The 24,281-nt window shown below is 71.9% G+C and carries 22 protein-coding genes, 1 tRNA gene and 1 pseudogene; 10 read left to right on the forward strand and 14 right to left on the reverse strand.

Annotated features, from left to right (window positions below; genetic code table 11):
* From MET9862_RS05455 to MET9862_RS05465, 3 genes and pseudogenes are all read right to left on the reverse strand, one after another.
* Positions 1-708: pseudogene (locus MET9862_RS05455) on the reverse strand (glycosyltransferase); the annotation flags it as partial.
* Positions 696-2,231 carry a glycosyltransferase gene (locus MET9862_RS05460; protein WP_244612586.1) on the reverse strand — a complete coding sequence of 512 codons (1,536 nt, stop codon included), beginning with the start codon at positions 2,229-2,231 and terminating at the stop codon, positions 696-698. The gene MET9862_RS05460 and the pseudogene MET9862_RS05455, both read right to left, overlap by 13 nt.
* The gene (locus MET9862_RS05465; RefSeq protein WP_244612587.1) at positions 2,228-3,499 is read right to left on the reverse strand and encodes a glycosyltransferase family protein; all 1,272 of its coding nucleotides are present in this window, start codon (positions 3,497-3,499) and stop codon (positions 2,228-2,230) included. Before MET9862_RS05465 ends, MET9862_RS05460 begins: the two co-directional genes overlap by 4 nt.
* A gap of 273 nt (positions 3,500-3,772) precedes the next feature.
* Between MET9862_RS05465 and MET9862_RS05470 the strand changes: the two genes are divergently transcribed.
* Positions 3,773-6,409, forward strand: coding sequence for an ABC transporter ATP-binding protein (locus MET9862_RS05470; protein ID WP_142582096.1), 2,637 nt, complete (start codon positions 3,773-3,775; stop codon positions 6,407-6,409).
* A 50-nt stretch (positions 6,410-6,459) separates the two neighbouring features.
* Here the strand turns inward: MET9862_RS05470 and MET9862_RS05475 are convergent, their stop codons facing one another.
* Entirely contained in the window at positions 6,460-6,891 is a 432-nt protein-coding gene (locus MET9862_RS05475) for a flagellar assembly protein FliX (RefSeq protein WP_142582097.1), read from the reverse strand.
* Between the two features lie 237 nt (positions 6,892-7,128).
* Here MET9862_RS05475 and MET9862_RS05480 point away from each other — a divergent pair, with 237 nt between their 5' ends.
* The 4 genes from MET9862_RS05480 to MET9862_RS05495 all read left to right on the forward strand — a co-directional run bounded on the left by MET9862_RS05480 (position 7,129) and on the right by MET9862_RS05495 (position 9,729).
* The gene (locus MET9862_RS05480) at positions 7,129-8,250 is read left to right on the forward strand and encodes a flagellar basal body P-ring protein FlgI (protein ID WP_142582098.1); all 1,122 of its coding nucleotides are present in this window, start codon (positions 7,129-7,131) and stop codon (positions 8,248-8,250) included.
* Between the two features lie 34 nt (positions 8,251-8,284).
* The gene (locus MET9862_RS05485; protein ID WP_142582099.1) at positions 8,285-8,650 is read left to right on the forward strand and encodes a rod-binding protein; all 366 of its coding nucleotides are present in this window, start codon (positions 8,285-8,287) and stop codon (positions 8,648-8,650) included.
* Positions 8,643-9,116: a hypothetical protein gene (locus tag MET9862_RS05490; RefSeq protein ID WP_142582100.1), complete on the forward strand. Its 474-nt coding sequence runs from the start codon at positions 8,643-8,645 to the stop codon at positions 9,114-9,116. The genes MET9862_RS05485 and MET9862_RS05490 overlap by 8 nt, the downstream gene beginning before the upstream one ends.
* An 82-nt stretch (positions 9,117-9,198) precedes the next feature.
* Positions 9,199-9,729 carry a YaiI/YqxD family protein gene (locus MET9862_RS05495; protein ID WP_142582101.1) on the forward strand — a complete coding sequence of 177 codons (531 nt, stop codon included), beginning with the start codon at positions 9,199-9,201 and terminating at the stop codon, positions 9,727-9,729.
* On the opposite strand, the gene MET9862_RS29180 is transcribed toward MET9862_RS05495, so the two are convergent.
* From MET9862_RS29180 to MET9862_RS05505, 3 genes are all read right to left on the reverse strand, one after another.
* A complete protein-coding gene (locus tag MET9862_RS29180) occupies positions 9,713-9,871 on the reverse strand; it encodes a hypothetical protein (protein WP_185156756.1) in 159 nt (52 codons plus the stop codon). The two genes, MET9862_RS05495 and MET9862_RS29180, sit on opposite strands and share 17 nt — an antisense overlap.
* Positions 9,872-10,065: 194 nt before the next feature.
* Complete coding sequence (locus MET9862_RS05500) at positions 10,066-10,302, reverse strand: hypothetical protein (protein ID WP_142582102.1); 237 nt, start codon at positions 10,300-10,302, stop codon at positions 10,066-10,068.
* A gap of 15 nt (positions 10,303-10,317) precedes the next feature.
* The gene (locus MET9862_RS05505; protein ID WP_244612588.1) at positions 10,318-10,611 is read right to left on the reverse strand and encodes a hypothetical protein; all 294 of its coding nucleotides are present in this window, start codon (positions 10,609-10,611) and stop codon (positions 10,318-10,320) included.
* Between the two features lie 223 nt (positions 10,612-10,834).
* Between MET9862_RS05505 and MET9862_RS05510 the strand changes: the two genes are divergently transcribed.
* Positions 10,835-11,242, forward strand: coding sequence for a hypothetical protein (locus MET9862_RS05510; protein ID WP_142582103.1), 408 nt, complete (start codon positions 10,835-10,837; stop codon positions 11,240-11,242).
* A 109-nt stretch (positions 11,243-11,351) separates the two neighbouring features.
* Here the strand turns inward: MET9862_RS05510 and MET9862_RS05515 are convergent.
* Positions 11,352-11,428, reverse strand: a tRNA-Arg gene (locus MET9862_RS05515).
* 150 nt (positions 11,429-11,578) lie between these two features.
* Here MET9862_RS05515 and selA point away from each other — a divergent pair.
* Both selA and MET9862_RS05525 read left to right on the forward strand, forming a co-directional pair.
* Positions 11,579-12,997 carry an L-seryl-tRNA(Sec) selenium transferase gene (gene selA / locus MET9862_RS05520; RefSeq protein WP_142582104.1) on the forward strand — a complete coding sequence of 473 codons (1,419 nt, stop codon included), beginning with the start codon at positions 11,579-11,581 and terminating at the stop codon, positions 12,995-12,997.
* A 135-nt stretch (positions 12,998-13,132) separates the two neighbouring features.
* Entirely contained in the window at positions 13,133-13,609 is a 477-nt protein-coding gene (locus MET9862_RS05525) for a MarR family winged helix-turn-helix transcriptional regulator (protein ID WP_142582105.1), read from the forward strand.
* Between the two features lie 188 nt (positions 13,610-13,797).
* Here the strand turns inward: MET9862_RS05525 and MET9862_RS05530 are convergent, their stop codons facing one another.
* The 4 genes from MET9862_RS05530 to MET9862_RS05545 form a co-directional block, all read right to left on the reverse strand.
* Positions 13,798-15,126: an alpha-amylase family protein gene (locus tag MET9862_RS05530; protein ID WP_142582106.1), complete on the reverse strand. Its 1,329-nt coding sequence runs from the start codon at positions 15,124-15,126 to the stop codon at positions 13,798-13,800.
* Positions 15,127-15,256: 130 nt separating this feature from the next.
* Positions 15,257-16,609 (reverse strand): pentapeptide repeat-containing protein, encoded by a 1,353-nt coding sequence (locus tag MET9862_RS05535; protein WP_142582107.1) that lies wholly within the window; start codon positions 16,607-16,609, stop codon positions 15,257-15,259.
* A complete protein-coding gene (locus MET9862_RS05540) occupies positions 16,609-17,052 on the reverse strand; it encodes a DMT family transporter (protein ID WP_142582108.1) in 444 nt (147 codons plus the stop codon). The genes MET9862_RS05535 and MET9862_RS05540 overlap by 1 nt, the downstream gene beginning before the upstream one ends.
* 112 nt (positions 17,053-17,164) lie before the next feature.
* On the reverse strand, positions 17,165-19,465 hold the full coding sequence (locus MET9862_RS05545; protein WP_142582109.1) for an FdhF/YdeP family oxidoreductase: 2,301 nt from the start codon (positions 19,463-19,465) through the stop codon (positions 17,165-17,167).
* 161 nt (positions 19,466-19,626) lie between these two features.
* Here MET9862_RS05545 and MET9862_RS05550 point away from each other — a divergent pair, with 161 nt between their 5' ends.
* Positions 19,627-19,800, forward strand: a complete 174-nt coding sequence (locus tag MET9862_RS05550; protein ID WP_142582110.1) for a metallothionein — start codon at positions 19,627-19,629, stop codon at positions 19,798-19,800.
* 131 nt (positions 19,801-19,931) lie between these two features.
* On the opposite strand, the gene MET9862_RS05555 is transcribed toward MET9862_RS05550, so the two are convergent.
* Both MET9862_RS05555 and MET9862_RS05560 read right to left on the reverse strand, forming a co-directional pair.
* Positions 19,932-20,282 carry a hypothetical protein gene (locus tag MET9862_RS05555; RefSeq protein WP_142582111.1) on the reverse strand — a complete coding sequence of 117 codons (351 nt, stop codon included), beginning with the start codon at positions 20,280-20,282 and terminating at the stop codon, positions 19,932-19,934.
* Positions 20,283-20,637: 355 nt separating this feature from the next.
* A complete protein-coding gene (locus tag MET9862_RS05560; RefSeq protein WP_244612591.1) occupies positions 20,638-22,725 on the reverse strand; it encodes a TonB-dependent receptor in 2,088 nt (695 codons plus the stop codon).
* Between the two features lie 256 nt (positions 22,726-22,981).
* Between MET9862_RS05560 and zigA the strand changes: the two genes are divergently transcribed.
* Positions 22,982-24,202, forward strand: a complete 1,221-nt coding sequence (gene zigA / locus MET9862_RS05565) for a zinc metallochaperone GTPase ZigA (protein ID WP_142582113.1) — start codon at positions 22,982-22,984, stop codon at positions 24,200-24,202.
* Positions 24,203-24,281: the final 79 nt, after the last annotated feature.

The following is a 24,281-nucleotide window of genomic DNA, read 5'->3' on the forward strand; positions in this document are numbered from 1 at the left end:
GAGATCGGGCCGCCGCCGCGCCGCCTCCGCCGCCGCGGCGAGCAGCCCGAGACCGGCCGCGCTGGAACCCGCCGCGACGACGATCCCCGCGCGCGGCCCCGCCTCGGGCCGCGGCCCGCCCTCGTCCACGTAGCCGGTATAGGCGAGCCGCGGGGCGAGGCCGTCATCGACCGGCCAGGAGGCGTCGAGGGCGGCGAGCGCCGGATCGCCGTGGACGAGCACGCCGTCGTAGAGATCGGCCACCCGCGCATGGGCCTCGGCCGCCTTCGCGGGCCGGTCCGGCGGCACCAGGATGTCGCGCAGGGAGGCGAGGATCAGGGGCCGGGGCCGGCGCGCCCGCGCGGCCTCGACGAGGGCCAGGAACTCGCCCGCCAGCGCCCGCCGGCCGAAGGGGAACAGCTCGGTGACGACCGCGTCCGGCGCGATGTCGGCGAGGGCACCGAGCAGGGCCTCGCGCCGGCGCGCCAGCAGCGCCGCATCGGCCGGGCGCCCGGCGCTGTCGAGCAGATCGGAGAAGGCGGTGCCGCGGATGTGCAGCGGCTCGAGCTGGAGGAGGCGCACGCCGTCGAGCCGCACCAGGGGCGACGGATTGCCCCCGCTCGCCAGCATCACCGCGTGGCCCTCCGCCGCCAGCGCGCGGGCGAGCGCCGCCGCGCGGGTGAGATGGCCCGCCCCGAGGAGATGCGTGACGGCGATCAGCACGCGCACGCGCGCACCTCCTCCGTCGGGATGGATGGCTGGACCGGGACGATCCCGGCGCTCGCGGCGAGCCGCGCGGCGATGGCGTCGATGCCGGCCGCCATCGCGAAATCGCGCACGAGCCGGGCGCGGGCGGCCAGCGCGAGGCGCCGCCGCAGCCCGGGATCGCCCGCGAGATCCCGCAGGGCCTGCGCCAGGGCCGCGGGGTCGCCCGGCGGCACGAGCAGGCCGTGCGTCCCCGAGGCGATGAATTCGGGCGTGCCGGCAAAGGCCGTGGCGAGGATCGGCAAGTCCTGGCTCGCCGCCTCCATCAGGACGTTGGGCAACCCGTCGCGGTCGCCGCCCGGGGCGGATTTGGTCGGCAGCACGAACAGGTCGGCCGCCCGCATCGCCGCGATCACCGCCGGCTGGGCGAGCGCGCCCTGGAACCGCACGCGTGCGCCGAGGCCGAGACGCGCCGCCCGGGCTTCGAGATCGGCGCGCAGCGCGCCGCCGCCGATCAGGGTGAGCTGCCAGTGCAGGTCCGGCAGCCGCGCCAGGGCATCGAGCAGGTCGTCGTGCCCTTTCTTGGCGACGAGCCGGCCGACGCAGACGAGGCGCAGCGGATCGGCCGGGTCGCTTCCATCCCGGGCCGGGCGGACGGGCGGCGGCGCGGGGAAGCGGGCAAGGTCGAGGCCGTGATAGGCGAGGAAGAGGCGGCTCCTGCCTTCGTCATTCACCGGGGACGGAAGCCCGCCATCAGGGTTCGCCTGCGAACCGCGACAGGCCCCCTCTCCCGTTCGGGAGAGGGCTGGGGTGAGGGATGAGACGTTTTCGGAAGGGTCGCGACGGTGACGCGGTTCCGGCTCCGCTCCGTCCGTCGAGTTCTCGACCCTCACCCTGTCCCTCTCCCGAACGGGAGAGGAGACCTGCGCCTCGTCTGAAACCGTCGCCCCCCGCTCGCTGAGGGGCGCATGGGTCGACAGCCCCTCCAGGCGCGCGAGCCCGTCCCGCGTGCAGGTCACGCCCCAGGCGGCGTCGGCGAGCTTCTCCCGAAGCTCCCAATCCGGGGTGGTCCAGATGTCCTTGGCGTGGGCCGAGAAGCTCCAGGCGCGGCCGGTCAGATGCGCCGCGTAGCGGGCGACGCTCGCGGGCGTGTGCAGGAAGTGGACGTGGATATGCGTCACCGCCTCCGGCAGCTCGCGGGCGAGCACCAGGGCCTGGCCGAGGCGGCGCAGGCGCGAGGCGCTCGGATCGCGCAGCAGGTCGCGGGCGAACAGGCCGAGCAGGCTCGGGAAGCGCCGTCGCCGCAGGGCGCCGCCGAGCCCCGCCAGCACCCGGAGCGGCGCGTCGCGCAGGTATTCGGGCAGGTAGGTCACCGGCGCGCGGATCGCCGCGTGCATCGGATGGCGTGCATCGTCGGTGGGATGCCGCAGCGACCAGATCGCGAGGGGCAGCCCCCGCGCCTCCAGCGCCAGGAGCTCCTGCGCGATGAAGGTCTCGGACAGGCGCGGATAGCCCTTCATCACCACGGCGATGCGGGGCGCGCTCATGACACGGCCTCCGGAAGAGGCTCCGGGACGGCTTCCGCGACCGCATCGGGCAGGCGCGCGCCGCTTGGCCCGACCAGCGCCCGCACCCGCGCCACGATCGCGTCGAGCCCGTCGAGGAGGCCCGGCACCACCATGCGCGAGGGCTCGGGCTGCACCGGCAGGGCGCGCAAAGCCGCCGCCATGCGCTCCGGCGCGCGGCCCCCGGCCTCGCTCAGCACGCGCACCAGCCCCAGTGCCTCGGCGGCCCGCGCCCGGATCTCCTGCTCGCGCCGCGGCTCGGTGCGCGGCACCAGCACCGCGCGCTTGTCGAAGGAGAGAATCTCGCAGAACGTGTTGTAGCCGCCCATGGCGACGATGCCCGCGGCGCGCTGCATCAGCCGCTCGATCTCGCTGTCGAAGGTGATGGCCGAGAGGCGCCCCGGAAGCCGCGCGATCCGGGCGAGGAAGGCGGTCCGCGTCTCCACGTCGAGGAACGGGCCGAAGGCGATGAGGGCGGGCAGCGGGATGCCCGGATCCGCCTCGTAGGCCGCGACGACCCAGTCGATCAGCGCCGCGCCGTCCCCGCCCCCGCCGGGCGTGACCAGCAGGAAGGGCGCCTCGGCGAGCGGCGGCCAGGCCCGGCCGGGGCTCGGTGGCGGCAGGTCGCGGCGCAGGTAGCCGGTATAGATCAGCCGGTCCGCGATGCCCGGGTCGAGATCGAGCCCTTCGAGCGGCCGGTGGATGCGGGCCACGCCGTAGACCCAGACCTCGTGATAGAGCCGCGCCAGCGCCTCGCCCGCCCCCTTCCGCGCCCATTCGGGTGCGAGGAGCACGGGATCGTCGAGGACGTCGCGCAGGCCGAGGACGAGGCGGGCGCCCTCCGCCGCCGCCCGTTCCAGCATGCCCAGGATCTCGCCCTGGAAGCCGGTCGGCTCCTTGTCCACGATGACGAGGTGCGGCCGGACGCTCTCGGCGGTGCGCGCGATGAGCGCGGCGCGCGCGGCCACGGTCTCGGAGAGCGCCCGGCCGGGCTCCAGGCTGGCATAGCCGCCGTCGACCCGCTTGGTGACGGCCGGGATCCGCACGGCCGAGACGCCGGGCGCGAAGGCGAACCGGTCCGCCACGGGCGAGCCCGAGACCACGACCACGCGGGCGCCGAGCGCCCGGGCCACGGCGTTGGCGAGGGTCCTGGAGCGGCGCAGATGGCCGAGCCCGAAGGTGTCGTGGCTGTAGATCAGGATGCGGCAGGGCTCGCCGGGGCCGGGAGGCGATGGGCGCAAGGCGGTCAACGGGCCTTCTCCGCAGCCGGAGCACGGCCCCGTGTTGCATAACCCGGGCCGCTCCGCCACAGGGCGGGCGTAGCCCGGCTGTGCGCGGCGCGACATTCCCGTCGCGCCGATGCACCGACCAATCGTAGAACGAAGGCGAAGCCCGCCGCGCCGCGATTCAGGTCCGGCCGCGTCGCGACCGGGCCGGATTCCGTGTCTCCGTCTCGACGCGCCCGTCCCCGCCGAACCGGCAGCCAGTCCGGGAGCGTGCGCTCCAGGCATTCCAAGGTCCCGATGCGCGATCTCGAACCGACATTGTTCGGATACATCTGGCGCTACTCCCGGCGCGATCAGGTCGCGATCTGCCTCGTCGTCCTCGCCTCCCTACCCTTCTACTTCGCATCTCTCGACCTGCCGCGGCGCATCGTCAACGACGCGATCACCGGCAAGGCCTTCGAGAAGGGCAACACCACCACCTCGTTCCTCGACATCACCGTGCACTGGCCGGCCTGGCTCGGCGGCGGGGCGACGCAGCTCTTCTCCGGTTTCTCGGTCGGGCGGCTGGAGCTGCTGCTCGGCCTGTCCAGCCTGTTCCTCACGCTCGTCCTGATCAACGGGGCGTTCAAGTTCTGGATCAACCTGCAGAAGGGCGTGCTCGGCGAGCGCATGCTGCGCCGCCTGCGCTTCCAGCTCTTCTCGCTGATGCTGCGCTTCACCCCCGAGGCCCAGGGCGAGGTGAAGGCCTCGGAGACCGCCACCATCATCCGCGACGAGGTCGAGCCGATCGGCACCTTCATCGGCGACGCCTTCGTGGTGCCGGCCTTCCTCGGCACCCAGGCCGCGACGGCGCTGACCTTCATCCTGATGCAGAACGTCTGGCTCGGCCTCGTGGCCGGCGGCATGGTCGGCGTGCAGATGATCGTCATCCCGCGCCTGAGGCGGGAGATCATCCGCCTGAGCCGCCGCCGGCAGCTCGCCTCGCGCAACCTCGCCGGCCGGATCGGCGAGGTGCTGGAGGGGCTCGACGCGGTCACGGCCAACGGCGCGGGACGGTGGGAACAGGCCGAGATCGGGGGGCGCCTTCACGGGCTCTACGACCTGCGCCTGCGCATCTACCGGCGCAAATTCGCGGTCAAATATCTGAACAACCTGCTCGCCCAGATCACGCCGTTCCTGTTCTACGCGATCGGCGGCCTGTTCGCCCTGAAGGGGCAGCTCGATATCGGCCAGCTCGTGGCGGTGCTCGCCGCCTATCGCGACCTGCCCCCGCCTCTCAAGGAGCTGATCGACTGGGACCAGCAGCGCCTCGACGTGGAGGTGAAGTACGAGACCGTCGCGGCCCATTTCGCCGCCCACCGCCTGCGCCCGCCCGAGCCGGACGCGCCCGCGCCGCCGCAGCTCGGCAGCCCGCTGCGCGTGGAGGGCGTGACGCTGCGCGATCCGCATGACGGCCGCAGCGTCGAGATCGAGGGCTTCACCGCGGCGCTGCCCGCCCGCCTCGCGCTGACCTCGCCCGGCAGCGCGCTGGCCCGGCAGCTCGCCGTCGCGATCGTCGGCCTGCAGCGGCCGGTCGCGGGCAGCATCCGGATCGGCACCACCGACCTCGCCGCCCTCTCCACCACGGCGCTCGCGCAGCGCATCGCCTATCTCGACGCGCAGCCAGTGCTGTTCCCGGGCTCCCTGCGCGACAACCTGCTCTACGGCCTGCGCTGGCGCCCGGGATCCGAGCGCCGTCCGACGGAGGCCCGCCGGGCCGAGGCCCTGCGCACCGGCAATCCCGCCGAGACGGTGGATCAGGATTGGATCGACTACGCCGCTCTGGGGCTGACCGACGCCGCCGATCTCGACCAGCGGCTGCTCCATCTCCTCGGCCGGCTCGGGATGGAGGACGACCTCTACCGCTTCGGCCTCGGCGCCCTCAGCTCCGTCACCCATGAGACGCCGGCCGGGCAGCGCATGATCGAGGCGCGTGCCTATCTGCGCGAGCATTTCGCGGAGGCCGGGCTCCAGGGCCTCGTCATTCCCTTCGCGCGGGGCAGCTACAACGCGCAGGCGAGCGTCGCCGAGAACCTGCTCTTCGGCGTGCCGGACGATCCCGCGCTGCTGGGGCCGGCGCTCGCCCGGGACGCGCGCCTGCGCGTCGCCCTGATCCGGGCGGGCCTCTACGACGATCTCGCGCAGATGGGCGTGCGCATCGCGCGCACCCTCACCGAGATCTTCCGCGGCCTGCCCCCGGGCCACGGCCTGATGCGGCGCTTCTCCCTGGTCGATCCCGAGGCGCTGCCGGAACTGGAACGGCGGCTCGCCGGGATCGGCCTCGGCGACAGGCCCGCGCGCGCCGACGAGGCGACCTTCCTGGAACTCGCCCTCCCCTATGTCGAGCCCCGCCAGAGGCTCGGCCTGCTCACGCCCGCCCTGAAGGCGCGCATCGTCGGAGCCCGCGGCTTCGTGCAGGCGGCGCTGGCAGGCCGGAACGGCCGCGGCATCGAGCCCTACGATCCAAGCCGGATCAATCCGCGCAGCTCCATCCTCGACAACCTCCTGTTCGGCCGCATCGACACCGCGCGCATGCGCGGCGAGGCCGAGATCCGGGCCCAGGTCCGCGCCGCGGTGCGCACCTTCGGCCTGGAGGACGGCATCCGCCGGCGGGGACTGGAGTTCCAGGTGGGCAATCGCGGCCGCCTCCTCGATGCACGCCAGCAGGCCGCGGTGGGGCTGGCGCGGGCGTTGCTGCGCCGGCCCGAGATCCTGGTCGTGGACGGCTGGAGCGCGCTGCGGGATTGCGGCCTCGCCGCCCCCGCGGAAGCGATGGTCGCGGAGATGCCGGGCGCGAGCCTGATCGCGGTGGTGGGCAGCGCCGCCGAGGCGGACGACTTCCCCGCGCGGGTGACGGTGCGGCCGGCGGGGCCGCCGCGCGCGGCCTCGACCTGAGGCCGTTCGGTCCGGGTTTCCAAAGGCCTCGAGGCCTTTGGAAGCCCGGTTCAGACGCCCCGGCGCGCCTCGAGCTTGGCGAGTTCCACGGCGGCGCGCAGCTCGATATCGGCGATGAGGGCATCGAGGCGCGGATCGCCCGAGGAGCCGGCCCGCTCGGCGAGGCGGCCGGCGATGGCCGAGAGATCCTGGACGGCGACGCGGCCGGCGAGCAGCGCCGCCTTCAGCCGGTCGAGCCCGTCGAGGAGGTCGTGGCCGCGCCGGGCGAGGCGGCGGCGCCGCTCCTGGGGCGTGTCGGCCTCGTTCTGGAGGAGGAGCACCGCGTCGAGGCCCGCGAGCGTCGCGGCAGCCGGCGCCGAGCCGGCGGCGCCGGCCTGAGCCGTGGCGCCGGAGCCGCCGAGGCTGAAGCTCTGGCCGCCCTCAGCCCGGCGCGTCCCCGCGACGGTGGCCGCCTGGGGCGTCACTCGATTGTCGACACGCATGGTTGCACCGCTCCGGACGCGCACGGCGCCCCGTCGGGACAGTCGCGGCGACAGGGTTAACCGCGGGTAAACGACCCGGCAGAACCTGCCGGGGCGGCACGAACTGCGCGGACGCGATCGACCGCGCCGGCCCCGTCCTTCCGAGCAAATGCGAGCCGGGCCAAGGGTTTGAGGACAAGACCGGCCCTGGCACGCGGCTGGCAAGGGGTCGGCCATGGTCCGTCCGCGAAGCCCGACATGCCGTCCGTCCCGACCCGTCTGATCTCCCTCCTCGGCCTCGTCGCGCTCCTCCTGTTCGCGGCGGGCCCGGCCTCGGCCCTGTCGCGGGTGAAGGACCTCGCCTCGATCGAGGGCGTGCGCCAGAACCAGCTCGTCGGCTACGGCATCGTGGTCGGCCTGAACGGCACCGGCGACACGCTCAACAACATCCCCTTCACCAAGCAGTCCCTGCAGGCGATGCTGGAGCGGCTCGGCGTGAACACCCGCGGCGCCACCATGCGCACGCAGAACCTCGCCGCGGTGATGGTGACGGCGAGCCTGCCGCCCTTCGCGGCGCAGGGCACGCGCATCGACGTCACCGTCTCCTCGCTCGGCGACGCCAAGTCGCTCCAGGGCGGCACGCTCCTCGTCACGCCGCTTCTGGGCGCCGACGGCGAGGTCTACGCGCTGGCGCAGGGCTCCGTGGCCATCGCCGGCTTCGCGGCGGAGGGCGACGCGGCCAAGATCACCCGCGGCGTGCCGACCAACGGGCGCATTTCGAACGGCGCCAATATCGAGCGCGAGATCGCCTTCAAGCTCAACGACGCGCGCTCCCTGCGGCTCTCGCTCCGGAATCCCGACTTCACCACCTCGAAGCGGATCGCCGCCGCGATCAACGACTTCATGGGCTCCGACACGGCCGAGCCGGCGGACCCGGCCACCGTCACCATCCAGATCCCGGCCCGCTACAACGGCAACATGATCCGCCTCATCACCGAGGTGGAGCAGCTCAAGGTCGAGCCGGACCAGACCGCGCGGGTGGTGGTGGACGAACGCTCCGGCATCATCGTGATGGGCCGCGACGTGCGCGTCTCCACCGTTGCGATCGCCCAGGGGAATCTCACGGTCACCATCACCGAGCAGCCGCAGGTGAGCCAGCCGAACCCGCTCTCGAACGGCCAGACCGTGGTGGTGCCGCGCACCGGCGTGAAGGTCGATACGGGGGACGGCAACAAGCTCGCCCTCGTCAAGGAGGGCGTGACCCTGCGCGAGCTGGTGGATGGGCTCAACGCCCTCGGCGTCGGCCCGCGCGACCTGATCTCGATCCTCCAGGCCATCAAGGCGGCAGGCGCCCTGCAGGCCGATATCGAGCTGATGTGATGAACCCGATTGTCCAAGCCGGGAGGGCCTGACCGTGCTGCCGCTCGCCACCTTCGCCGCCACCGCCGCCATCGGCGTCGGCAAATCCATCGCCGGCTCGGTCACCGAGTCCCTGGCCAAGCCCGGGGCCGCCGCCTCCGGCCCAAACGCGGCCAAGCTGCGCAAGACCGCCACCGACTTCGAATCGATGTTCCTCGAATCCTCCCTCGACCGGATGACCCAGTCCGAGGGCACCGAGGGGCCGCTCGGCGAGAACGGCACCGGCGGCGGCGTCTGGCGCTCGATGCTGACCAAGGAATACGCCCAGCAGATCGTGAAGAGCGGCGGCGTCGGCATCGCCGATCAGGTCTTCCGCGAGATGATGAAGCTGCAGGGCGCGAGCGGAGGCGGCAATGGCTGAGCCGGTCCGGACCCCGATCGCCGACAGGGCGGGCGCCGAGGCGCTCGTCGCCGAGGTCGGCGCCGCGATGCGGGCGCTCGAGACGGTGCTCGCCGCCGAGAGCGAGGCGGTCCGCGCGGGCCATCTGCGCCAGGGTCTCGCCGAGCCCGAGCGCAAGGGCGCGCTCACGGCTACCTACATGCAGGAGCTGGAGCGGGTGAAGGCCAACGCGGTGGCGCTCGCCCGCTTCGCGCCGCAGGGCGTCGAGCGGCTGCGCGCTGAGCACCGGCGCTTCATGGAGGCGGTCGAGGCGAACCAGGCGGTGCTCGGCACCGCGCGCAGCGTCACCGAGGGGCTGATCAAGGCGCTCGCCGCCGAGATGGGCAAGGCCTCGACCCCGACCGTCTACGGCGCGCCCTCGGTCGCGCCCTCGCCCTACGGACGCAGCCCGCGCAGCGGGCCGCTCGTGCTCTCGCGGACTCTGTAGGCTCGGGCGCTCGCTCCACCTTCACGCCGCCCGGCAATGCCGGCAGACTGGCGCCGCGCGCATGGCCCGACCGAGGACCCGGATGGCACCGCAGGACCGAATCGCGATCTACGTCGATGCCGACGCCTGCCCGGTGAAGGACGAGGTCTACCGGGTGGCCGCCCGGTACGGCCTGCACGTATTCGTGGTGGCGAACAGCTTTCTCAACGTTCCGCGGGAGCCCTGGATCGAGCGCGTCATCGTCGGCGACCGTCTCGATGCCGCCGACGACTGGATCGCGGAACGGGCCGGCCGCGGCAGCGTCGTGGTCACCGCGGACGTCCCTCTGGCGAGCCGCTGCGTGAAGGCCGGCGCGACCGTGCTGTCGCCGGCCGGCAAGCCGTTCTCCGACGCCTCGATCGGCATGGCGCTGGCGACGCGCAACCTGATGCAGGACCTGCGCGAGGCCGGCGTCGTCACAGGCGGACCCAGGCCCTTCTCGGCCAAGGACCGATCCGCCTTTCTCGGCGCCCTCGACCAAGCCATCCGAAGAACCCGGCGTGCCCTGGATGCGACGGGTCCGGACCAACCTCCGGACGGAGCCGGCCGGGCCACGCCTACGCGGTCGGCGTGAGATCGTCGGCGGACCAGGTCTCGCGAACGTCGCCGACATCGACCTCGTAGGCTTCGCCCTGGTTCCAGACACCGACGACCGCCCCGACACGTCCGTCAGGCAACCGAACCAGATCGAGCAGCGCGAATGGAGAGAGCGTCATGAGCGTGTCCTCCCATTCCGTTAACGTGGACGCGCCGCATTCGATCCGGGCGTGCGCTCCGCCGAGGCGGATCCCGGTTCGGGCGGATGCGGACCGCACAGGGCGCGCGGAGGTCGGACTGCCCGGAGGCCAGCCCAGGAACGAGCGAGGGCCGCGACATCCCTCCGGAGGCCGGTCAGCCGCCCCGGCGATGCCTACATCCAGGGAAGGAAGGACAGGCTGGCCAGGGCGTCGTCGTCCAGAGGCCGCCATCCGAGGCGGCGCCGGACGGCCATGTAGAGCCCGACCAGGCCGGCGAGGCAGCCGAACAGCACCAGCATGAACAACCCCATGTTCCGGTTCGGCAATCCGGCCGCCGCCGCGATCACGACGGAGATCAGCAGAATGAGGCCGACCGGATGTTTCGGTCCGGCATAGCTGGTCGATGGCATCCTCGATCTCCCCGCCTATCGTGCGCGACAGTTCGGCCCGAACCAGGTGCCGCTTCGGACGTCGATGCCACCGCCGCTCCCGGCACCGCAGACCGGGAACGTCTTGTCGCCCGAGCGCTGCACGCTCAGAGCGCGGTAGAGTTCCCGCCGACGGTCGTCCTCGCGGTTCTGGGCGCTGATCCGCGCCTGCTGTGCCAGGCGCTCTTCGTGCCGAAGCATCTCGCGCTGCTGGGTCACATCCATCATGCACTGCGCGAACGCATCGGTACCCGGCTCGAAACCGAACTCGGCGCAGGTGGTCCGATCCATGGCCCGCTGCTCCTGCGGCGTCACGCAGGCCGACAGCGTCAGCGCACAGGCCCCCACCAGAGCGAGGTTCGCAAGGCCTCCGACGGAGCGCCGCGGCGAGGCTCCCCGGGCTCCTGACCGACGATCTTCGCACTCAACGCGTGACAGAATCTGCATCGAAAGTTCCTTGTCGGCCGCTTCGGAGAGGAGACTGAAGCGACGACCGGGACCATCGGGCGCCCAGGTGAACAATCCTTTCCAAGGTTTGGATAATATCGGTTTTCGTTACTCAGTGATTGAAGTCCTGCCGCCGGTTGTCCGATCGGGCATGCGCCATCGTCGCCTTCAAGCAGGTAGCCCGCGCATCGCTTGGCCCATCGGAGGCATCGTGCGGCGGCTCCGATCACGCCATGCTGGGCCGGCGATCACGCTCACGCCGGGCGACGGCACCCGCAATGGCCGACCCCTCTCCGGCCAAGAGGCAGCGAACCTCGGCCGCCGGTGCGGGACACCAAGACCGCTCGCGCCTCAGAAGCCGCGCTGCGCCCAGATTCAGGACGAGGCCACGGCCGAGGTCGGTCTCAGCCGGATCGCCGCCTCGGTCGCGGCCGGACGGCAGACACCGACCGTCGAGCGCGACATCGCACGCTGACGGGCGAATGATCCTGAATCAGGAAAACACGCCGGACCAGATCTGCAAGCCGCATCGCCGATGCCAGAAGCATCGAACGGTCAGATGGCCTCGGTGAGAAGAAGTAAGGTGGCGCGCCCGAAAGGATTCGAACCTCTGACCCCCAGATTCGTAGTCTGGTGCTCTATCCAGCTGAGCTACGGGCGCCTGCCTGGTCGGGGGAGCGGTGTGCCGCCCCGGCGACGAGGGGGTGTCTAGAGGGTCGCTTCGGGCTTGGCAAGCCCTGAATTGGCCGGGATGCGGAGAAGATCGCCGGAGGGCTGGAGGATCGGGCGGAGCGGGGTATCTTCCCGGACCATGACCTCAGCCCTCGCGACGGCCGGCTCCGCAACGGGACATCGGCGCATCCCCTCCGTGGAGCGCCTGCTGGCGCGGCCGGAGGCAGCGCCTCTCGCCGAGATGCATGGCCGGACGGCCCTGGTGGAGGCTCTGCGCGCGGTGCTCGACGGCATCCGGAGCGGCGCGGATCCGGCCGCGCCGGAGGAGGCCACGATCCTCGTTGCGGCCGGGCGTCGCCTCGCGGCGGAGCGGCAGCCCTCGCTGCGCCCGGTCTTCAACCTCACCGGCACCGTGCTGCACACCAATCTCGGCCGGGCGCTGCTGCCGCGGCAGGCGGTGGCGGCCGTGGCCGCGGTGATGGCCGGGGCCTGCAACCTCGAATTCGACCTCGCCAGCGGCGCGCGCGGCGAGCGCGACAGCCATGTCGAGGCGCTGCTCTGCCGGCTGACCGGCGCCGAGGCCGCGCTCGTCGTGAACAACAACGCGGCGGCGGTCTTCCTGCTCCTCAACGCGCTCGCCATGCGCAAGGAGGTGGTCGTCTCGCGGGGCGAGCTCGTGGAGATCGGCGGCTCGTTCCGCGTGCCCGACGTGATGGCCCGGGCCGGTTGCCGGCTGCGCGAGGTCGGCACCACCAACCGCACGCATCTGCGCGATTTCGCCGACGCGATCGGGCCGCGCACGGGCCTGGTGATGAAGGTCCACCCGAGCAATTACGAGATCCGGGGCTTCACGGCGCAGCCTGGCGAGGCCGAGCTGCACGCCCTCTGCCGCGAGCGCGGCGTGCCGCTGGCGCTCGATCTCGGCAGCGGCAGCCTCGTCGATCTGGCGCGCCACGGCCTGCCCCCGGAGCCCACCGTCCGCACGGCGCTCGCCGCGGCCGATCTCGTCACCTTCAGCGGCGACAAGCTGCTCGGCGCCGTCCAGTGCGGCGTCATCGCCGGGCGCGCCGACCTCGTGGCGCGCATCCGCAAGAGCCCGCTGAAGCGGGCTTTGCGCGTGGACAAGATGACTTATGCCGCCCTCGAGGCGACGCTGCGGCTCTACCTCCATCCCGAGCGCCTCGCCGCGGATCTGCCGACCCTGCGCCTGCTGACGCGTCCACAGGGCGACATCGCCGCCCAGGCCGAACGGCTCGCTCCGGAGGTGGCGCGGCGCCTCGCGGGCCGGGCTCAGGTGGGCACGGCCCCCTGTTCGAGTCAGATCGGATCCGGCGCGCTGCCGGTGGAGAGCCTGCCGAGCGCCGCGCTGGTCCTGTCCGCGCCGGACGGGTCGACGGGCCGCAAGGCCGGGGGCTGGAGCCGGCGGCTCGCCGCGGCGCTGCGCGCCCTGCCGGTCCCGGTGATCGGCCGGATCGCCGACGGTGCGGTCCTGCTCGACCTGCGCACCCTGGAGGACGAGCCCGGATTCCTGGCGAGCCTCGATGCGCTCGCCTTCTGAATCAACACATTATCGTATGTGCTGAAAGGCCCGGAAGAATTTCGCCTCTGGCGCGTGACGCGTCCTCTTGTATCGTGCCCTCTGGACGGAGCCGGCGCGAACGCGCAGGATCCGGGGCCGTCGCGAGCGGATGTCATGGTGCTTGTCGGAGACCTGAGACAGGAGGAGGCCGATCCCGCCGGGGATCCGCTGCTGCTCGACAACCAGCTCTGCTACGCCCTCTACGCAGCGGCGCACCGGATGACGAAGGCCTACCGGCCGCTCCTGGAGCGCATCGGCCTGACCTATCCGCAATATCTCGTCCTGCTCGTGCTCTGGGAGCAGGACCGGGTCACCGTCTCCGATATCGGACGGAGGCTCCGCCTCGATTCGGGCACCCTCACCCCCGTGCTCAAGCGCCTCGAGGCGGCCGGGCTGCTCCTGCGCAGCCGGCGCCAGTCCGACGAGCGCGAGGTCGAGATCGCGCTGACCCCACGCGGCGGCGCCCTCCGGTCGGAGGCCGTACAGGTGCGCGAGAGCGTGATGTGCCAGCTCGCCTTGAGCGAGCCCGAGGTGCGGGCCCTGCGGGCCGACCTCAACCACCTGATCGAGCGGCTCGGCGAGACCGAGTGAACGTGTGTTACGGACTCCGCTTGATCAGGGCGGGCTCCGTATCACCAAGCCCGCGACGCGTCCGAGCGAAGCCCAGATCCGCCATCCCGAAGGGATCAACCGGATTGGGTATGACGGGGCTTTGCCCCCTCGCCCCGCCGAAGGGATGATCCCTTCGGGATCCCGGACTTTTCGGATCGGGCGCCGCCTCATCCGGCGCGGGACAGGATCGCCCAGCCATGCGGCGGCAGGAGCGCGCGCGCGCCGGCCGCGCCCGGATCGATCACCTGACCGTCGCCCGCCTCGACACTGATCGCCTGGGGCGCGGGCAGGGCCGCGGGCGCATCGTCGAGATTGAGGGCGAGAACGAGATCCTGCCCGTCGCCCTCCAGCACCAGGACCATCTGGCGATTGGCGAGATGCGCGGTCCGCGCGCGGGCCCGGTGCAGCCAGGGATGGGCCCGGCGCAGGGCGGCGAGGTCCCGGTGCAGGCGGTGGAGCGGCCAGCCATCGGGCGGGAGGCCGTCCGGCAGGGGCGGGAATTCGGGGCGGATCGCGTCGTCCCCGCCGGCCCGCTCCTCCTTGATCCCCTGAAAGCCCTGCTCGTCGCCGGCATAGAGTGCCGGCGTGCCGCCGACCGTGAACAGGACGGCGAGCGCGTGCGGCAGGTGCCGCCGGTCGGCGAGCCGGCTCGCGATCCGAGTCACGTCGTGGTTGCCGACGAAGGTCAAGGGCACGAAGCGGTCGAGGAAGCCGTTATGCCGGTCGAGGGCGTGGGCCAGCTCGAACAGGTTGCGGTCGTTCAGCGCGCTCCAGATCGCCTTCCACAGCTCGTACTGGGTGACGGCATCCATACCCGTCTCGGCGACGATGGCGCCGTAATCGCCGTGGATGACCTCGCCCACGATATAGGCCTCCGGAAACGCCGCCCGCACCCGCGGCAGGACCCGGGCCCAGAAGGTGGGCGGCACCGCATAGGCGGCGTCGAGGCGCCAGCCGTCGATGCCGCGGCCGAGCCAGTGGGTCATCACCCGCACCACGTGCTCGGCGACCTCCGGCACGGCGTGGTTCAGCGTGACCAGTTGGCGATGGCCCTCGAAACAGGCGTAGTCCGGCTCGGCGCCCGGTCCCCGCTTCCAGTGCAGGCGGAACCAGCGCGCCGCCGCGCTCCCCTCCCCCTCGGCAAGCGCCTGCCGGAACGCGGGAAAGTCGCGCCCGACATGGTTGAACACGCCGTCGAGCAGGATGCACAGGCCGCGCGCCTTCGCCGCCGCGACGAGCCGGTCGAAATCGGCCTCGTCGCCGAGCCGCGGATCGATGCGGAACGGATCGATCGTATCGTAGCCGTGGGTCGAGGCGGCGAAGACGGGCCCGAGCATCAGCCCGGTGGCGCCGAGATCGGCCGCGTAGTCGAGCCAGGCCTCGAGCCGGCGCAGCCGGTGGGCGGGCGGCTGCGCGGGATCGAGCGCGGGCTCGGCCCCGACGAAGCCGAGGGGGTAGACGTGCCACCACAGAGCGGTCTCGATCCAGCCTGGCACCCGGCTCCACCTCCCACATCCGGCGCGGGCCCCGCCGATGGCGGGCCCTCGATCGCGAAGCCCGCCATATGGTCCGGTCTCCGGACAAGGAAAGCCCGGATGGGACGCCCGATCCGGTGGCCCGCGCCGGTCAGCGCCGCAGCCGGTTGCCGAGGACGAAGCCGAACAGGCCCATCAGGATGATGCCGGCCGCGCCCTGGATGCCGACGAGGAGGTTGGTGACGCGCCCCGTCGGCTTGATGCCGATCTCGGGGGGATTGGCCGTCATCATGTTGAGGGCGCTGTAGCTCACGAGGTCGAGGGGGTTGTAGGTGGCGCGAAGCCCCTCCGCCTCCACGAGCAGGCCGCCGGTCGCGCCGTAGAGGACGGCGAAGAGCAGGATGGCGAGGGCGAAGGCGCGGGCGATCCGCGACAGGCTCTCGCCGTAGTCGCAGAGCCATTCCACGAAGCGGTCGGCGATCCAGCGGTAGCCGTGGCGGGCCAGCCCCCGGCCGTCGCGGCCGCGCCAGGCGGCCCGCGCCAGCGCGCCCGCATGCAGGCGGCCCATACGGCGCCCGCGCTTGTAGGCCCAGCTCGCCGCGTCCTGGCTGCCGATGCTCTTCCAGTTCTGCTCCAGGGCGAGGTAGCTCGCCTGGGCCGCGTCGTAATCGCCCGCCGCCTCCTCGCCGACCATGCCGCCGAGCTGCTCGGCCCGCATCCGGGTGCCGTTGAGCCAGGCGCCCGCGAAGCGCGCATGGGTGAGCCGGCAGGTGGCGAGGTTGAGCCGCACGAGGCTCGTCTCCGAGAGATCGGCGCCGGTGAGATCCGCGCCGTCGAGCTTCGCGCCCGCGAAGCTCGCGCCGCGGAGGCGGGCTCCGGCGAGCCGGGCCTTGGTGAGGCTCGCCCCCTCGAAATCGGCGTGGGTCAGGTTGCAGTCCGAGAGGTTCGCCTCGTCGAGCCGGGCGTTGCGGAAGCGGGTGTCGTCGGCATCCGCCCCCTGGAAATCGGCGCCCCAGAGGTCGGCCTGCGAGAAGTCGGCCCCGTCGAGGAGCGCGCCGCGCAGATCCGCGAAGCGCATGGCCGCCTCGGTGAAGCGGGCATCCTCCAGCATCGCGTCGCCGAGGCGGACCTGGCCCGCCACGATCCCGGCGAAGCCCGCCCCGCTGAGATCGGCCTCGCGGCAATCGGCCTCCTCGAGGTTCGCCCCGTCGAAGCGGGCGGCGCGGCCGATCACGCCGACGAGCCGGGCCCGGGCGAGGTTCGCCGCGCCGAAATCGGCGCCTTCGAGCCGGGCGCCCGTGAGGTCGCGGCCGGCGAGGTCGAGGCCGCGCCAGGCGGCATCCCACCAGTCCGGCACGGCGGCGGCGGGATCGATCAGCGCGGCCAGCGCCTCGCGGCTCGCCTTCGCGTGGGCGAGGTCGAGGGGGGCGCCGGCGGCGTGCGCGGCGACGCGCTCCAGGAGCGCGGCGGGATCCGCTTCGGGCGTCGGGGCGCGGGCGTCCATCAGAACACCGCGACCAGGGTGACGCCCGCCACCATCAGGACGCCGCCGAGGAGGCGCCACAGCCCGGCCGGGTGCTGCTGGAAGCCGAGCAGGCCGAAATGGTCGAGGGTGATCGAGGTGAGGATGGCGGCGGTGACGCTGAGGCCGATATAGCGGCCGGCACCGATGCGCGGGGCGACGAAGACGTGCGAGAGGACGAGGAGCGCGCCGAGGACGCCGCCCGCCCAAGCCCACCAGGGCGCCGCGGCGGCCTCCTCCAGCCGGGGCGCCCGCAGCCGGCCCGTGGCGAGACCGAAGGTCAGGTAGAGGGTGACGCCGGTGAGCATGGAGATGAGCGCGGCCAGGATCGGCTGCCCGAAGGCGCGGGCGAGCGCCTCCGTCATCCCCGGCTGGATCGCGTTGGCGACGCCGACCAGCACGGCGGCGAGGTAGAGATAGGCCATGCCGGCTCCGCGTTCAGGGGCGCGAGCCTTCCTTGCCCTGCCCGGTGCGCTGCGTCCATCGCCCCTTGTGGAGCCTGTTCGGGCCGTCAGCCCATCCGACCCGAACGGGCGCTCAGGCCGGCGGCGGCGCGGTCGCCGGGGTGACGCGGACCGGGATCGCCTTGGCCGCGGGGGTCTTGGCCTGCTCGTCGTGGTGCCAGAGCGGCACGAGGACGTTCATCTCCGGATAGTAGCCGCCGCAATTGCCCGCCGGGATCTCGTAGCGGACGACGCGCAGGCCCCGCACGCGCCGGTCGACCCCGTCATCGGCGTCGGTGGCCACATCGACGATGTCCCCGTCGGCGAGACCGAGGCGCGCGAGATCGTCCGCGTTCATCAGGAGGATCTGGCGGGTGCCCTTCACGCCGCGGAAGCGGTCGTCGTAGCCGTAGACCGTGGTGTTGAACTGGTCGTTCGAGCGCAGCGTGATCAGGTCGAGCACCGAGCGGTCGGAGCGGGGCATGTCGGGATCGGCCTCGAGCCCGGCAGGCACGATGAAGTTGGCCTTGCCGGTCTTCGTCTCCCACCGGCGGTCGCGGGCGGCGAGCGGCTTGTGGAAGCCGCCCGGCTCGAACATCCGCGCGTTGAAGTCCGTGAACACGTCCGGATAGGTCGCCTCGATGGCGTCGCGCACCCTGGCGTAGTCGCCGACCCAAGCGTCCCAGTCGAGCTTCGGATTCGGCGGCAGCGTCGCCTTGGCGATCCCGGCGACGATCCAGGGCTCGGAGCGGACATGCGGACTCACCGGCTCCGAGACGCCGCGCGAACCGTGGAAGGCCGCGCAGGAATCCTCGATCGACACCGCCTGGGGGCCGCTCGCCTGCCGGTCGATCTCGAGCCGGCCGAGGCAGGGCAGGATGTAGGCGATCTCGCCGCGCACGAGATGCGCGCGGTTCAGCTTGGTCGAGACCTGCACCGAGAGGCGCAGGGACCGCCACGCCTCCTCCATCAGCCGGGTCTCGGGCACGGCGCGCACGAAGTTGCCGCCGAGCCCGATGAAGGCGCGCACATCGCCCTTCAGGATGCCGGTGCAGGCCTCGACCGTGTTCAGTCCCTTGTCCCGCGGCGGCTCGAACCCGTACTGCTCCTTCAGACGGTCGAGGGGGACGAGCTCCGGCTTCTCGGAGATGCCCACCGTGCGCTGGCCCTGCACGTTCGAGTGGCCGCGCACCGGGCAGATGCCGGCGCCCGGCCGGCCGATATGGCCGCGCAGCAGGAGCAGGTTGACCAGCATCTGCACCGTCTCGGTGCCCTTGCGATGCTGGGTCAGGCCCATCCCGTAGATGCCGATGACGTTCTGCGCCCGCATGTAGACGGCGGCGGCCGCCTCCAGCGCCTCGCGCTTCAGGCCCGAGCGGCTCTCCAGGACGGCCCAGTCCTGCGCCTCGCAGAAGCGCACGAAATCCTTCAGGCCGTGGGTGTGCTCCTCGATGAAGGCCAGGTCGAGGACGCGCGGCCGGCCGGCCTGCGCCGCGTCGCGGTCGGCGGCGAGCACGGCCTTGCACATCCCGGTGAGTGCCGCGAGATCGCCGCCCGCCTTCACCTGATGGTACTGCGTCGAGATCTGCGTCGAGGCGCCGGTCAGCATCTCGACCGGCGATTGCGGGTTGGTGAAGCGCTCCAGCCCGCGCTCGCGCAGGGGGTTGAAGGTGATGATCGGCACGCCCCGGCGCCGGGCATGCTGGAGCGGGTGCAGCATCCGCGGCGCGTTCGAGCCGACATTCTGGCCGAAGAACAGGATCAGGTCGGTGGTCTCGAAATCCTCGAGCCGCACGGTGCCCACCGGCACGCCGATCGATTGCGGCAGGGCCACCGAGGTCGATTCGTGGCACATGTTCGAGGAATCGGGCAGGTTGTTGTTGCCGTACATCCGCGCGAGCAGCGCATACATGTAGCTGGTCTCGAGCGAGGCCCGTCCCGAAGCGTAGAAGACCACCGATTTCGGATCGAGCGCCTTCAGCTCCGCCCCGATCTCGGCGAAGGCCTCGGCCCAGTCGACGGGCACGTAGCGGTCCGTGCCGGCATCGTAGCGCATCGGGTGGGTGAGCCGGCCCTGCTCCTCCAGGTCGTAATCCGGCCAGGACAGGAGTTCGGTGACGCTGTGCTCGGCGAAGAACTCGGGCGTCGTACGCTTGCGGGTCTGCTCCCAGGCGGTCGCCTTGGCGCCGTTCTCGCAATACTCGAAGGCTAGCGGCTTGGCGGGCTTCGCCCAGGCGCAGGACACGCACATGTAGCCGTCGGGCTTGTTCTGCTTCATCAGCATCGCGGCGCCCGAGGCCGGGATCTGCTCGCGGGTCAGGATCTCGGCGAGCGAGCTGGCCGAGCCCCATCCGCCGGCAGGCCCGGTATAGGCCTGGATCTTCTCGCCTTCCATCGCACGCTTCTCCACGCCGGCGCCGCGGTCAGGAGGCGGGGCCACCGAGATTGAACGCGCGAGGGCCGCCGCGGATCAGACCTGTGTTGTCGCGGGCCATGGCGCGGCGGCGCAAAGCGTGGGAGACTGACCTCGGGAAAACCGTCTTAAGGAGAGGAATGATGGCGAGCGTCGACGTCGAGATGGTGAAATGCGCCTGTCCGGACTGCGTCTGCGTGATCCCGGTCGCCAAGGCGGTCGAGCGGGACGGCAAGGCCTTCTGCTGCGACGAATGCGCGAGCGGGCATCCGGACCATGCCGGCTGCGAGCACGCGGGCTGCACCTGCCACGGGTGAGACCTGCCACGGGTGAGCGGGCATCCCGCAAGGCCGGCCCTGCTTTCTCGCCTCTGCGGGAGACGGTGGTGCCGGAAGGAGCCGGGAGAGGGAGCCTCCGAGGCCCGCCGACACGGGCACCTCGGGCGCCCTCAGCGCCGCCAGTCGAGATCGGCCCGGGCGTAGCGCGGCAGCGGGTTCAGGGAGAACGGCCCGCTGGGCGTCCAGGGGATCGCCGAGAACCCGGCCGCGGGCGTCGCGGAGCAGGCGAGAGCCTCGGCGCCCGGCGACGGCAGGGCGGACGTGGTCGCGGGTCCCTCGGCCACGGCCTCCGCCTCGTCCCTCTGCGGATAGGGTCGCGTCGGCAGCAGCCGGGCGGCACGGTCCCGAGCCTCCTGGCGTGCCGCCTCCCGCATCGCCCGACGATGCTGACGCCGCTCCTGGCGCGCCATGCGCCGAAGCTCGCGGCGGGTCGGGCCGGCGGCCGGGGCGAGGTCGCGCATGGCGCTCCGAAAGGCCCCGCGCGATTCACAGATCCCGAGGGATGGCCTGTAGATCTTCCCCAGGCGGCAATGCGCCCCGGCGCGGTCGTGACGGCGCGCTTCCGCCGTCTGGATCGAGGCAACACAGGAGAGAGCTGCCGCGAAAAGAACATATTTACGCATCGCATCCCCTCTTCATTGGCTTACGCTGACTTCATGCCAACAGAAGGCGCGGGGATATTTATATCACAGCCAACACTTCCCGTACATATAGTGCTTTATCACTAGAAACGCACGGCCGATTTTGTCTTTTTCACGGCGAAATCAGACCCGGGCCACACCGTAACTCAAGAGGACGGCCCGGGCCTCGCGGACCTCAGAAGCGGGCCGTCAGGAACAGCCGGACATTGCGCCCCGGCAGCAGGATCTCGTCCTTCTTGAACGAGGCGGAGTTGCGGATATCGGCATCGAGCAGGTTGCGGCCCTGGAGGCCGAGGGTGACCTCGCTGGCGCCATAGACGGCCGGATCGAGAGCCTTGGTGTAACTCAGCTCCGCCCGCAGGTCGTCGTAGCCGGCCGTGGTGGTCTCGAAGGGCGCGATCTGGGTGTGGGCGAAGGCGTGCAGCAGGTTCACCCGGGCGAACCAGCCGTCGGCGCGCAGGTAGACGCCGCCGCCGACCCGGTAGGGCGGGATGCGCGGCACGTTGGTGCCGTCGTCGAACTTGGCGCGGACGAAGTCGAACTGGCCCTCGACGCCGAGGAAGCCGTTGCCCACCGGCAGCGCGTCGTACTGGCCGATCAGCTCGGCACCGTAGAAGGTCGCGTTCTGCTGCGAGTAGACGATCTGGCGCAGCTCGTCGCCGGTGCCGCAGCTCGCGAAATCGTCGTCGCAGAGGTTTCCGGTCAGGCGCTTATAGATGAAGCCCGTGTAGCGCGTGTAGAAGCCGGTCGCCTCGAAGCGCAGCGGGCCCACGCCGTGGCGGATGCTGGCCTCGACCGTGCGGGCGCGCTCCAGCTTGAGGGTCGGGTCGCCGATCTCGAAGGTGGCGGTGGCATCGTGCGGCCCCTGCGAGAACAGCTCGTAGCCGGTCGGCGCCCGCTCCACATAGGAGCCGTTGAGGCTCGCGACGAAGCCGTAGGGCAGGTCCTGCAGCACGCCGAAGCTCGCGCTCTTCGGGGCGAAGCGGCGGGTCAGCGCGTAGCGCAACGGGTCCTCGCCCTCGACCGGCAGGTAGTCGCCGGGGAAGCGCACGGCGGTGCTGCGCAGGCGGTCGCCCTCGATGCGGCCCGCCGCCTGCAGGCGGGTGCCCGGCACCACCTCCAGCTCCTCGAACAGGTAGACGGCACCGGCCCGCGAATCGGTCTTCGGCAGGAAGCCTTCGAGCTGCGTGTTGATCACCCGGCGGTCGGCCTGGACGCCGAGCGCGCCGGTGAGCTTGCCGAAGCTCGTGAAGACGGGGACGTGCTGCGCCTCGACGCGGATCTCGCCCTCGCGGTTCTTGAAGGTGGCCTGCCGCCCCTCGAACCCGTCCTCGCCGATGCCGATCTCGTCGTGGCGGTAGACCGAGTAGCCCGCCCAGTAGCGGATCACCTCGATCGGCCCGTCGAGGGGCCGGTACTCGCCGCGCGACAGGAACCGGTCCTGGTTCGGGGTCAGACGCGTGCGGGCCTGCTCCGCCTCACCGCCCGGGATGGCGTAGAGGGCGTCATAATGGGTGAAGGCCGCGCCGATGAAGCCGCGGTCGCCGATCGCCGAGAGGCCGACCGAGCCGCCCTGCGACTCGGTGTAGGAGTTGCGCTGGATGCCGCCCGGAATGGCGTAGCTGTCGGTCGCCGTCTTGAAGCCGTCGGCGTGGACGGCGATGCCGTCCCGACCCGCATCCACCGTCGCGGCACCGAGCCGGCCGTTGTCGACGCTGGAATAGCCCGTGGTGACCTGGCCCGAATAGCCCTTGGCCGGGATGTAAGTCGGCACCCGGTTGTTCTCGGCCGAGACCACGCCGCCGATGGCGCCCGAGCCGTAGCGCAGGGTGGCGGGGCCGCGGATCACCTCCAGCCGGTCGGCGACCAGCGGGTTCACCGGCACCGCGTGATCCTCGCCGAGATCCGACACGCCGCCATTGACGATGCCGTTCTCCTGGATGCGCACCCGGGCATTGTCGAGGCCGCGGATGATCGGCCGCGAGGCGGCACCCGGCGCGTAGGTCGAGGCCGCGATACCCGGCCGGTCGAGCAGGGCGTCGCCGAGCGTCCGCGGCTGGTCGCGGGCGATCTGGTCCCGCGTCACCACGGTGACCGGGGAGAAGGTGTCGGTGACGACGGGGAGCAGGCCGAGGCTCGGCGCGGCCACGCCGGTCGGCGCGGCGGCGGAGCCGGGACCCGGCACGCGCGCGGGCTGGACCGGGCTCGGGCTGGTGACGCTGATCTCCTCCAGCGTGACCTGCGCACCCTGCGCGGCGGCCATGCCGGGGACGAGAAACGGGCTCGCCAGCACCGCCAGGGCGGCACCGGAGCGGAAGGGAAGGGTCGGACGCATGAACCAGCTCGGGAATGTTACACTGTAACATCGCCGATCCGGACGATGCGGCGCAACAGCCTCGCTTCGGCCTACAGCGCTTAGGCGTCCCAGCGTAACGTTATTGCAACACGGCACGTGCGGATTGACAGGCGGGCTGCGGTCAGGCTTTGATTTGTAACATTATAACATCTGATCATAGGCCATGACCCAGCCCGATCCTCGCCTTCCCGTCACCGTGCTCTCCGGCTTCCTCGGCGCCGGGAAGACCACGCTGCTCAACCACGTCCTGAACAACCGCGAGGGCCGGCGCGTCGCGGTGATCGTCAACGACATGAGCGAGGTGAATATCGACGCCGCCCTGGTGCGCGCGGGCGGCGCGGATCTCTCGCGCACCGACGAGCGGCTGGTGGAGATGACCAATGGCTGCATCTGCTGCACGTTGCGCGACGACCTGCTCTCCGAGGTGCGCCGCCTCGCCGAGGACGGCCGCTTCGACTATCTGCTGATCGAGGGCACCGGCATCGCCGAGCCGCTGCCGGTCGCGGCGACCTTCTCGTTCCGCGACGCCGACGGCCGGGCCCTCTCCGACGTGGCGCGCCTCGACACCATGGTCACCGTGGTCGACGCTGTGAACCTCTTGAAGGATTACGCCTCGGCCGAGTTCCTGCACCAGCGCGGCGAGACGGCCGGGGCGGAGGACACCCGGACGCTGGCCGACCTGCTCGTGGAGCAGATCGAGTTCGCCGACGTGGTGGTGATCAACAAGGCGTCTGACGTGACCCCGGAGCGCCTCTCCCTGGTGCGCTCCGTGGTGCGCGGGCTGAACGGCGACGCGCGCATCGTGGAGGCCGGCCACGGCCGCGTGGCCCTGTCCGACGTGCTCGACACCGGCCTGTTCTCGGAGGAGACGGCGCAGACCCACCCGCTCTGGTTCAAGGAACTCTACGGCGCGCAGGACCACGTGCCGGAGACCGAGGAATACGGGATCAGCTCCTTCGTCTACCGGGCGCGGCGTCCCTTCGCGCCGGAGCGTTTCGACGCCTTCATCAACCGGACCTGGCCGGGGCTGATCCGGGCCAAGGGGCATTTCTGGCTGGCGACCCGGCCGGACTGGGTCGGCGACGTCTCGATCGCCGGCGCGGTGGCGCGGGTCTCGGCGATGGGCTTCTGGTGGGCGGCGGTGCCGCGCCGGCGCTGGCCGGAGGAGGACGAGTTCCGCACGCGGCTGGACGGGGTCTGGAGCGAGGTCTGGGGCGACCGGCGCCAGGAGCTCGTCTTCATCGGCCGCGACATGGACCAAGCGGCGATCACCGCGGCGCTCGACGCCTGCCTCGTGGAGACGGGCACGGATGCGGCGCCCTTCGACCCGGCCCCCTATCGCGGCCTGCCCGATCCCTTCCCGGCCTGGCGCACGGCCGCCTGATCCGGGTGTCGAGAGGGGTAACCCCTCTCGTGGGTCCAGGGCAAAGCCCTGGTCATCGAAGATCAGGGCTCCGCCCCGA

The organism is Methylobacterium symbioticum (assembly GCF_902141845.1).
Classification (GTDB): Bacteria; Pseudomonadota; Alphaproteobacteria; order Rhizobiales; family Beijerinckiaceae; genus Methylobacterium; species Methylobacterium symbioticum.